The 10,379-nt window shown below is 45.9% G+C and carries 6 protein-coding genes; 4 read left to right on the top strand and 2 right to left on the bottom strand.

Annotation, left to right across the window (positions count from 1 at the left end):
* Positions 1–134: 134 nt before the first annotated feature.
* Together purD and purH are read right to left on the bottom strand one after the other, a co-directional pair.
* A complete protein-coding gene (gene purD / locus R7R78_RS23235; RefSeq protein WP_213869023.1) occupies positions 135–1,424 on the bottom strand; it encodes a phosphoribosylamine--glycine ligase in 1,290 nt (429 codons plus the stop codon).
* A 194-nt stretch (positions 1,425–1,618) separates the two neighbouring features.
* A complete protein-coding gene (gene purH / locus R7R78_RS23240; protein WP_225474300.1) occupies positions 1,619–3,211 on the bottom strand; it encodes a bifunctional phosphoribosylaminoimidazolecarboxamide formyltransferase/IMP cyclohydrolase in 1,593 nt (530 codons plus the stop codon).
* Positions 3,212–3,476: 265 nt separating this feature from the next.
* Here purH and zntR point away from each other — a divergent pair, with 265 nt between their 5' ends.
* From zntR to R7R78_RS23260, 4 genes are all read left to right on the top strand, one after another.
* Positions 3,477–3,875 carry a Zn(2+)-responsive transcriptional regulator gene (gene zntR, locus R7R78_RS23245; protein WP_005382529.1) on the top strand — a complete coding sequence of 133 codons (399 nt, stop codon included), beginning with the start codon at positions 3,477–3,479 and terminating at the stop codon, positions 3,873–3,875.
* Positions 3,876–4,038: 163 nt separating this feature from the next.
* The gene (cadC, locus tag R7R78_RS23250) at positions 4,039–5,601 is read left to right on the top strand and encodes a lysine decarboxylation/transport transcriptional activator CadC (protein ID WP_151514382.1); all 1,563 of its coding nucleotides are present in this window, start codon (positions 4,039–4,041) and stop codon (positions 5,599–5,601) included.
* Between the two features lie 643 nt (positions 5,602–6,244).
* Positions 6,245–7,588, top strand: a complete 1,344-nt coding sequence (gene cadB, locus R7R78_RS23255) for a cadaverine/lysine antiporter (protein WP_225474301.1) — start codon at positions 6,245–6,247, stop codon at positions 7,586–7,588.
* A gap of 117 nt (positions 7,589–7,705) precedes the next feature.
* Positions 7,706–9,841: a lysine decarboxylase CadA gene (locus R7R78_RS23260; RefSeq protein WP_225474302.1), complete on the top strand. Its 2,136-nt coding sequence runs from the start codon at positions 7,706–7,708 to the stop codon at positions 9,839–9,841.
* Positions 9,842–10,379 lie beyond the last annotated feature (538 nt).

Consider the following 10,379-nt stretch of genomic DNA (forward strand, 5'->3'; position numbering starts at 1 on the left):
GTTCTTTTAGTTGTTGATTTCATAACACTCTCCAATTTTGGGGGTGGAAAGTGTCAACCTTATTTAGGACGGCACAGAACAATAAAAAAAGGCGCTGAGTGCGCCTTTTGTTTTTTAGCCAACTTATGTTGTTTTTATTTGTCTTGCTCACGTGCAATTGCACGGTAGCCGATATCGTTGCGATGGAACATGCCATCCCAACTGATCTGTTTTGCAAGCTCGTAAGCACGCTGCTGCGCTTCTGATACGCTGTTGCCAAGTGCGGTTGCACAAAGAACGCGACCACCGTTTGTCACGATGTCGCCATCTTTGTTATCTGTACCTGCATGGAAGACTTTTTCGCCTTCAATTTCAACTTGTGGCAGACCCGAAATAACGTCGCCTTTGTTGTACGCTGCTGGATAACCACCGGCTGCTAGCACGATACCAATCGATGCTCGTGGATCCCACTTCGATTCCGCTTGATCCAGTTTCTCGTCGATTGCCGCTAGACACAGATCAACAAGATCCGATTCCATGCGCATCATGATAGGTTGTGTCTCAGGATCACCGAAGCGGCAGTTGTACTCGATTACTTTCGGAGTGCCGTCTTTGTCGATCATCAGACCCGCGTATAGGAAACCAGTGTAAGGGTTACCTTCAGAGGCCATGCCACGTACTGTTGGGTAAATCACTTCTTCCATGATGCGGTTGTGGATTTCCTGTGTTACCACTGGAGCTGGAGAGTATGCTCCCATGCCACCGGTGTTAGGACCCGTATCTTTGTCGCCTACGCGTTTGTGGTCTTGGCTGGTGGCCATTGGCAGAACGTTCTCACCATCCACCATCACGATGAAGCTTGCTTCTTCACCATCTAGGAACTCTTCGATAACGACACGACTACCAGCATCACCAAATGCGTTGCCTGCTAGCATGTCTTTGATTGCGTCCTCAGCTTCTTCTAGCGTCATCGCTACGATAACGCCTTTACCAGCAGCAAGGCCGTCAGCTTTTACTACGATCGGTGCACCTTGCTCACGTACGTAAGCAAGAGCTGGCTCTATTTCAGTGAAGTTCGCGTAGGCACCTGTTGGAATTTGGTGACGAGCAAGGAAGTCTTTAGTAAACGCTTTAGAGCCTTCAAGTTGCGCTGCGGCTTGGGTAGGGCCAAAGATTGGTAAGCCAGCTTCGCGGAACGCATCAACCACACCAATAACCAATGGTGCTTCTGGGCCAACGATAGTCAGTTCAATCGCCTTCTCTTTGGCGAAAGCAACAAGGCCAGCGATGTCTTCTACATCGATGTTTACGTTCTCTAGTTTTGGCTCTAGTGCTGTACCTGCGTTGCCTGGAGCAATGAAAATAGTCTCAACATTTGGGTTTTGCGCTGCTTTCCAGCCTAGCGCATGTTCACGACCGCCTGAACCAATGATTAAAACTCGCATATGAAAATCCTTAATCTTATAAATACCGTTTGCTCAAACTCAGATATTTCGCAAAGACCTGAGTATGGCCTCTCTAATTCAATGGGACGAGGACAAGGCGACAAGTGAACTTATTCCTATGAGCATAGTATGCTATGTGATTAGGATAAGTGAACGCCGTCAACGCAGTTATCGTCCCAGTGAAGACGAGAGGATTAGTGGCGGAAGTGACGCATACCGGTAAAGATCATCGCCATGCCGTGCTCATCTGCTGCTGCGATAACTTCGTCGTCACGCATAGAGCCACCTGGCTGAATTACGCACTTAATGCCGGCTTCTGCTGCGGCATCGATACCGTCGCGGAATGGGAAGAAAGCGTCAGATGCCATTACGCTACCGGCAACTTCTAAGCCTTCGTCTGCAGCTTTGATGCCGGCAATTTTCGCTGAGTAAACGCGGCTCATTTGGCCTGCGCCCACACCGATAGTCATGTCGCCTTTCGCGTAAACGATCGCGTTAGATTTCACGTATTTCGCTACCTTCCAGCAGAATAGGGCATCTTTAAGCTCTTCTTCTGTCGGTTGACGCTTAGAAACCACTTTAAGGTCGTCTAGGCTTACCATGCCTTGGTCGCGATCTTGAACCAGTAGACCACCGTTGACGCGTTTCACGTCAAAGCCCGTTGTCTTCGTTGACCACTCGCCACACTCTAGTAGACGTACGTTCTTCTTCGCTGCAACCACTTCAATCGCTTCAGCAGAAACGGAAGGAGCGATGATGACCTCAACGAATTGACGCTCAACAATAGCGGTTGCTGTTTCAGCATCTAGCTCTTGGTTGAATGCAATGATGCCGCCGAATGCAGATGTTGGGTCAGTTTGGTAAGCACGGTTGTACGCTTCTAGGATGTCTTTACCTAGAGCAACACCGCATGGGTTTGCGTGTTTTACGATTACACATGCTGGCTCGTTGAACTCTTTCACACACTCAAGCGCTGCGTCCGTGTCTGCGATGTTGTTGTAAGAAAGGGCTTTACCTTGGATTTGGCGAGCAGTAGAAACGGATGCTTCTTGTGGGTTTGCTTCAACGTAGAATGCGGCTGCTTGGTGGCTGTTCTCACCGTAGCGCATGTCTTGCTTCTTCTCGAACTGTTGGTTGAACGTACGAGGGAATTTGCTCTCTTCATCACCTTCTTTGTTCTCACCGTAAGATGGAACCATAGTGCCGAAGTAGTTTGCGATCATGCCGTCGTAAGATGCTGTGTGCTCGAATGCTGCGATAGCTAGGTCGAAACGAGTTTCTAGTGTTAGAGACTTCTCGTTTGCGTCCATCTCTGCAATTACGCGGCCGTAATCACCTGCGTTAACAACGATAGTCACGTCTTTGTGGTTTTTCGCTGCAGAACGAACCATGGTTGGGCCGCCGATATCGATGTTTTCAACAGCGTCGGCTAGTGTACAGCCTTCTTTGGCAACGGTTTCTGCGAATGGGTATAGGTTTACGACAACCATATCGATAGGGTTGATGCCGTGCTTTTCCATCACGTCATCATCTTGGCCACGACGACCAAGCACACCACCGTGAACTTTTGGGTGAAGCGTTTTAACGCGGCCGTCCATCATTTCTGGGAAACCAGTGTAGTCAGAGACTTCAGTTACGGCGATGCCTTGTTCGGCAAGTAGGCGAGCTGTACCACCAGTAGATAGGATATCGACACCGCGCTCAGCAAGAGCTTGCGCAAACTCAACAATACCTGTTTTGTCTGATACGCTGATAAGCGCACGGCGAATAGGACGAGCGTTATTCATGCTTCCATTTTCCTCAAATTCACGGAGTTAAAGATGTTTGCCAAAAATGAACTTGTTTTTACCTCTTGGGGTAAAATATTGGCCAGTTTTGGTAAAGACCTTTGCAGGGTGTTTTCTGGTTAGAAAACAGTCTCCACATTTGATGGCGCGTATTCTAACCAATTTATTACAAAAAAGCTCGCGCAATCGTTTGGCATCTCAAAAATAATTGCAAAAAAGTCGTTCTTTAGCTTTAAAAGTAACGAGATAGTTAATAGGGAAAGTTATGTTTCAGATAGGTGAACTGGCAAAACGTTGTGGTGTGACTGCCGATACATTGCGTTTCTACGAGAAAAACGCGCTAATAAAACCCGCAGGGCGAAGCGAATCAGGCTACCGCTTGTATGATGAAGAGAATCAAAAGCAGGTGCACTTTATCCTCAAAGGTAAAGATCTTGGCTTGAGTCTGGATGAAATTAAAGACCTGTTAGAAATTAAGTTAGAAGCGACAGAACACAGCTGTGCAGAGGTAAAAGCCATTACTTCTGCTAAGTTAGAGCTGATTGATGGGAAAATTAACGAGCTGACGAAAATTCGCCGAGCGTTAAAGAAGATTAATGATGCTTGTTGTGGTCATACAGACGATGACGCCACACATTGCTCTATCCTCGCAGCACTTGAGTAGTCTCATTCTTGCATCACTTAACTTAAGTTTGCATTTTTGGCGACTTGCTTTTCTAGGTACACGCTGCTTTCCCACCTATAATCTTGCCTTTAGTTACTTGTAGGAATCGACCATTGTCTGATTCCTAGCGTAACGCTGTCTGTAGATACGAGAGTTTTCATACATGGTTGGAGTCTATTTTCAAATCAATGACTGGGTTTTGAGCGTTGATGAAAATAAGCTGTATCGACAAGATAGGGAAGTTACTGTTGAGCCACGCTTAATTAATCTTTTGCACTTCTTAGCGGAGCATGCGAATGAGGTGTTCAACCGCGAGGAATTGATTCAGTACGTTTGGGCTGGAGCGATTGTGACCGATCAAGTGGTGACTCAATCCATCTTTGAGTTGCGTAAGCTACTACGTGACGGTCGAGAGGAAAATACCAACTACGTTATCACGGTGCCCAAGCGTGGCTATAAGCTGGTAGCGAACGTGGTTGCTATGACGCATGAAGAGTTTGTCACAAGTCGGCAAAATGAAGAGATCCCACCTTCGGTTGAAGAATCGGAAGAGGATTGTCTACCTATAGCACCAGCCGTTACCTTTCCTGCCGGTCCTCTAACTCGCGCGGTCTGCGAGATGTCAAAAGAGAAAAAAGCCCCTCAGAGCAAAAACAAAATCAGTCCTTGGCGATTGGGAATTATGAACTTCATCTGGATCAGTATGTTGGTCGTAGTGATGGGCGTGTTTACCTACAAGCAATCGGAAGTGCGTATTACCCAAGCCATCGATACCCATCTGATTGAGTTCAAGTTTCAAGATAATTTTACGAATGAAGGATTAAGCTACGATTTGGCAGACGGATTCGCCCAAAAGTTGATGTCCGACATTGCTCAAGTCAGTGATTACCGAGTCATGCTAAAGAAGGCGTCGTTTACTTCTGGCATTGTGCCTGGTAAATCGGTTGTGGTGAGAGTTCGTGAGAATGACGGTGGCAGCTTTTTAGAGGTGGAATATCGCAATAACTCATCTGAGAAAGTGTTGTTTAGTCGTCAATACGCGTTAACCAGTAGTCATTTAAAGACAGTGCTTCAACAAGCGTCGTTGGATTTGATGCAAGTGCTGAAAGTGTCGGATGCCAAATTGAAATCTACGATGCTGGTGGCGGGAATGCCAATGAATCCCGACGCGTTGGAGTTGTTTGTTCAGGCTAACCATTACCTTAATGTCTCTGATACTAAACAATTCCGCCAAGGTATCGACTTGATGGAAAACATTTTAGAAATCGAGCCGGATAATGCTTACGTTCAAGCTGAGTTGTTGATTGCTTACCATGTACAAAAGGCACTTGATTTCTCACAGGAGTTGAAGAAAGGGCGAATGCAGCAGCTCAGTGAAGCACTAGAGACTAATGTGAAAATGATGGTGGGGCCAATTCAACCGCGAATTTATGAAGCTTTAGCACTGCACGAAACCATCATTGGTGACATGGCGTTAGCCAAGCGGCATCTCGGACAGGCATTGAGGTTACGTGATTCAGTGCTTTCCTATGTGATTCGCGGTAAGCACGCCGAATTGGATGGTGATCTGGATTTGGCCAGTGAGTCTTACAGTGAAGCTTTCTATATTGATACGTCGGTTGAGACGTACCTGCTGTGCGAAAACTTGGTCTTCCCAAGTAACATGAAGGCGATTGATTACGCCATGTATCGCGCCGTTCACCCTTCTGTCGTTCGAATGCTTTAATTCTCTCGGACTCAACGTCAGTCTAATGCTAGCCCCTCATTTCGATGAGGGGCTTTTTTGTCGCTGTCGAAAAGTGAAAAGGGTGAGGCGGTGGGCCAATGACTTACGAAGGAGCTAACAACGCAAGCTTGTAACGGGAATACATACCCGCTTTGCTTCTCTATCTCTATTGATTGTATGAAGTGTCTGGCTGAGTTATGTGGCGAGAATGATTTTGATGCTTTCTTGCAGGCGAGATGAATATTGATGTGGGTCAAAAAGCGCGATCAGGGAGAGATTTATGGAATCAACACTTCAGGGAATTAACCCTTCGGGATGGGGAAGTTGATAGAGGTTGATAACTTTTATCGCGATGACCAACGAGTTGATGAGAGTTTATCTATCGGTAGAAGGTTTGATGTTTTTCTTATAATCGTATGAATAATATAATTTTATATTTTTGTGTTTATCATGTTTATCTCAACTTGATGTTGATGAACTAATCATTTTATTGATAACACCAAGTTTATTTTTTTCCCGATTTTTGGGCGTAGTCTTCACTTCGAAATTTAGCGAGGTCGAGCAGGTTTTTCCTCATAGCATCTCGCTAATAACCATTCAGTTTGAGTCATGTTGACTCGAGTAGAATAGATTTGGAGATGTTATGTCATCGAATGCGAAAAAAATCGGCCTTATTGCCTGTACGGGTGTCGTAGCCGGTAACATGATGGGTAGTGGTATTGCACTATTACCTTCTAGTCTTGCCTCTGTAGGCTCTGTTTCAATCTTCAGTTGGCTGATCTGTTTGGTCGGTGCACTGAGTCTGGCGTTTGTTTACGCTCGTCTGGCAACCAAAAACCCACAAGAAGGTGGTCCTATCGCTTATGCTGGCGAAGTGTCTCCGGTATTTGGTTTCCAAACGGGCGTTCTTTATTACCACGCGAACTGGATTGGTAACCTGGCTATTGCCATTACAGGTGTTTCTTACCTTTCAGTATTCTTCCCTGTGCTTAATAACCCAATCCCAGCAGGTATTGCGACGATTGCATCGGTATGGATCTTCACTTTCGTCAACCTACTTGGTGGTAGCTGGGTAAGCCGTCTATGTACGCTTGGTCTAGTTCTTATCCTTATCCCTGTTGTTGGTACAGCTACATTTGGTTGGACACACTTCGACACTGCGCTTTACAGCCAAAACTGGAACGTATCAGCAGGCACTGACAGCCACGCGGTAGTAACTGCGGTTCTTATCTGTCTATGGTCATTCGTAGGTGTGGAATCAGCAGCGGTATCGACTGGTATGGTAGAAAACCCTAAACGTACTGTACCACTAGCAACTATGTTGGGTACTGGTATCGCAGGTGTGATTTACATCCTATCAACTCAAATGATCAGCGGTATGTTCCCAGCGTCAGAAGTTGCGGCATCAGGTGCGCCATTTGCATTGGCAACCACTGAGCTATTCGGTAGCTGGACTGCACCATTCGTATCAGCATTCACAGCACTAGCATGTTTCACTTCGCTAGGTTCTTGGATGATGCTGGTGGGCGAGGCTGGTAAACGTGCCGCGAGCGATGGCAACTTCCCTAAAATCTACGGCGAAACTGACAAAAACGGTGTGCCTAAGAAAGGTCTAATCCTTGCGTCAATCAAGATGACTGCACTGACGGTTGTACTGATGTTCTTCAGCTCTAAAACAGCACACGCATCAGATCTGTTCAACCAACTAACGACTGACGCAGTTCTACTAACTATGCTGCCTTACTTCTACTCAAGCATTAACTTGATTCGCTTCGAAGGTATGACAACACGCAACGGCTTCGTAATGCTGTTCTCTGGTGTGGCTTGTCTGTTCTGCTTCATCGCACTAGCTGGTGCAGAGGGCGGTACGCTAACAGCAACCTTCATCGTGTCTCTAGTTATCTTGATGTTCTACAGCAAAAAAGCAGGTCTTGCTCAGTACGTGAAAATGCACGCTGACGACATGCCTGCCCAAGCAAGCAACTAATCCCCAAAACGCTGGCACTACGGTGCCAGCCCATAAAACCCAAATTCACGCGGCGCTCACCTTACTCATTGCCTGTAAATGGCAAAGAGCGCCCTCATTCGCCTTGGAGATGTCCAAATGAATATATTCGCTATCTTGAACCACATGGGTGTGTTCTTTAAAGAAGAGCCAGTTCGTCAACTTCACGCTGCTCTTGAGAAAGCGGGCTACGAAGTGGTTTACCCAGTAGATGATAAAGACTTGATCAAAATGATTGAGATGAACCCACGCATTTGCGGTGTGCTGTTCGACTGGGATAAATACTCACTAGAGCTATGTGAACGTATCAGCCAAATCAACGAAAAACTGCCTGTTCACGCATTTGCTAACGAACAGTCTACTCTAGACATTTCACTAACAGACCTACGTCTAAACGTGAGCTTCTTCGAGTACGCTTTAGGTATGGCTGACGACATCGCTATCAAAATCAACCAAGCGACTGAGGCATACAAAGATGCCATCATGCCTCCATTCACTAAAGCGCTATTCAAATACGTAGAAGAAGGTAAATACACCTTCTGTACTCCAGGTCACATGGGCGGTACTGCATTCCAGAAAAGCCCTGCTGGTAGCATCTTCTACGATTTTTACGGTCCAAACACATTCAAAGCGGACGTATCAATTTCAATGCCTGAACTAGGTTCTCTACTAGACCACTCAGGTCCACATAAAGATGCAGAAGAATACATCGCACGTACATTCAATGCAGACAGCTCGTACATCGTAACGAACGGTACGTCTACATCGAACAAAATTGTTGGCATGTACTCAGCACCTGCGGGCAGCACAGTACTGGTTGACCGTAACTGTCACAAATCTCTGACTCACCTAATGATGATGAGCGACGTGACACCAATCTACTTCCGCCCAACTCGTAACGCATACGGCATCCTTGGTGGTATTCCACAAAGCGAATTCAGCCGCGATGTCATTGCAGAGAAAGTGGCGAAAACACCAGGTGCAACAGCACCAACTTACGCAGTAGTGACTAACTCAACTTACGATGGTCTGTTGTACAATACGCAATTCATCAAAGAGTCGCTAGATTGTAAACACATCCACTTCGACAGTGCTTGGGTGCCTTACACTAACTTCAACCCAATTTACGAAGGTAAATGTGGTATGAGTGGTGAAGCGATGCCAGGCAAAGTGTTCTACGAAACACAATCAACACACAAACTGTTGGCAGCGTTCTCACAAGCTTCAATGATTCACGTGAAAGGCGACTTTGATAAAGAATCTTTCAACGAAGCATTCATGATGCACACTTCAACTTCACCTCAGTACGGCATTGTTGCTTCTACTGAAACTGCAGCGGCAATGATGCGCGGCAACACTGGTAAGAAGTTGATGCAAGACTCTATCGATCGCGCAATCCGCTTCCGTAAAGAGATCAAACGTCTAGAAGCAGAAAGCGACAGCTGGTTCTTCGATGTATGGCAACCAGAAAACATCGATACCACAGAATGTTGGAAACTAGACCCTAGCGACACATGGCACGGCTTCAAGAACATGGATGATAACCACATGTATCTTGACCCAATCAAAGTAACGCTACTGACTCCAGGGATGAATAAAGAAGGCGAACTAGAAGAATCAGGTATTCCTGCTTCGCTGGTGGCTAAATTCCTAGACGAGCGCGGCATCGTGGTAGAGAAAACAGGTCCATACAACTTGTTGTTCCTATTCTCAATCGGTATCGACAAATCAAAAGCAATGCAATTGCTACGCGGTCTAACTGAATTTAAACGTGGCTACGACTTGAACCTAACCATCAAGAGCTTCCTACCTTCGCTATACAACGAAGATCCAAGCTTTTATGAAGGCATGCGCGTTCAAGAACTAGCACAAGCAATTCATGACCTAACTAAGAAATACAACCTACCAGAGCTAATGTACAAAGCGTTCGATGTTCTTCCAGAAATGAAAGTAACACCACACGCAGCATGGCAAGAAGAGCTTCGCGGTAACGTAGAAGAAATCAAACTGGAAGAAATGGTTGGTCGCGTAAGTGCGAACATGATCCTTCCTTACCCTCCAGGTGTGCCACTAGTACTTCCTGGTGAAATGGTGACTCAAGAGTCTCGCCTTGTGCTGGACTTCCTAGAGATGCTTTGTGAGATCGGTGCGCATTACCCAGGTTTCGAAACCGACATCCACGGCCTATACCAACAAAAAGATGGTAGCTACACCGTAAAAGTATTGAAGAACTAAGTTCCTCTCGAAGATGACGCCATTGGGAATGCAAGCATGCTCCACTCTTACGAGCTCAATGCGTCATCGAACAATAACGACATTTAGATATACCCCTAACTAATCTGTCGTAAAGAGAAGGGCAAGGATGCTCTGATCTTTTCTTCTATATACAGAAGAAACACTTTTCCAAGACTTCACCTGAAGTACCCCAAATAAAAAGCAAAGACCAAAAGAGCAGTTCGTCATCGTTCTGCTCTTTTTTTCATCTTTTATATAGGTAGAAAGAGAAAAAAGAACCAAGAGAGATAAGATCAGCAACCGAAATCACAAAGAAATCGGCGATCTTTTAATGCAGAAGTCAGGTGTTTCATCATGAAAAGATCCTCTGCAACCCGAAATATTAGACAAGATCGTTGAGTATCTATGCAGAATGCTTGTTATTTGTTCGGTTGAAAGTTTTTTTGCAAAAAACGCTTGTGCTAATTTCTCAACCCCCTATACTGCGCATCCACCGACACGGAGTGAGACGAAAGTCACACAGCGAGTCGGGAAGAGA

The sequence above is a fragment of the Vibrio sp. 2134-1 genome, assembly GCF_033339495.1.

Bases quoted from the DNA above. Each gene is read 5' to 3' on its own strand.
- purD (WP_213869023.1), bottom strand. From the start codon at position 1,424: ATGCGAGTTTTAATCATTGGTTCAGGCGGTCGTGAACATGCGCTAGGC.
- purH (WP_225474300.1), bottom strand. From the start codon at position 3,211: ATGAATAACGCTCGTCCTATTCGCCGTGCGCTTATCAGCGTATCAGAC.
- zntR (WP_005382529.1), top strand. From the start codon at position 3,477: ATGTTTCAGATAGGTGAACTGGCAAAACGTTGTGGTGTGACTGCCGAT.
- cadC (WP_151514382.1), top strand. From the start codon at position 4,039: ATGGTTGGAGTCTATTTTCAAATCAATGACTGGGTTTTGAGCGTTGAT.
- cadB (WP_225474301.1), top strand. From the start codon at position 6,245: ATGTCATCGAATGCGAAAAAAATCGGCCTTATTGCCTGTACGGGTGTC.
- R7R78_RS23260 (WP_225474302.1), top strand. From the start codon at position 7,706: ATGAATATATTCGCTATCTTGAACCACATGGGTGTGTTCTTTAAAGAA.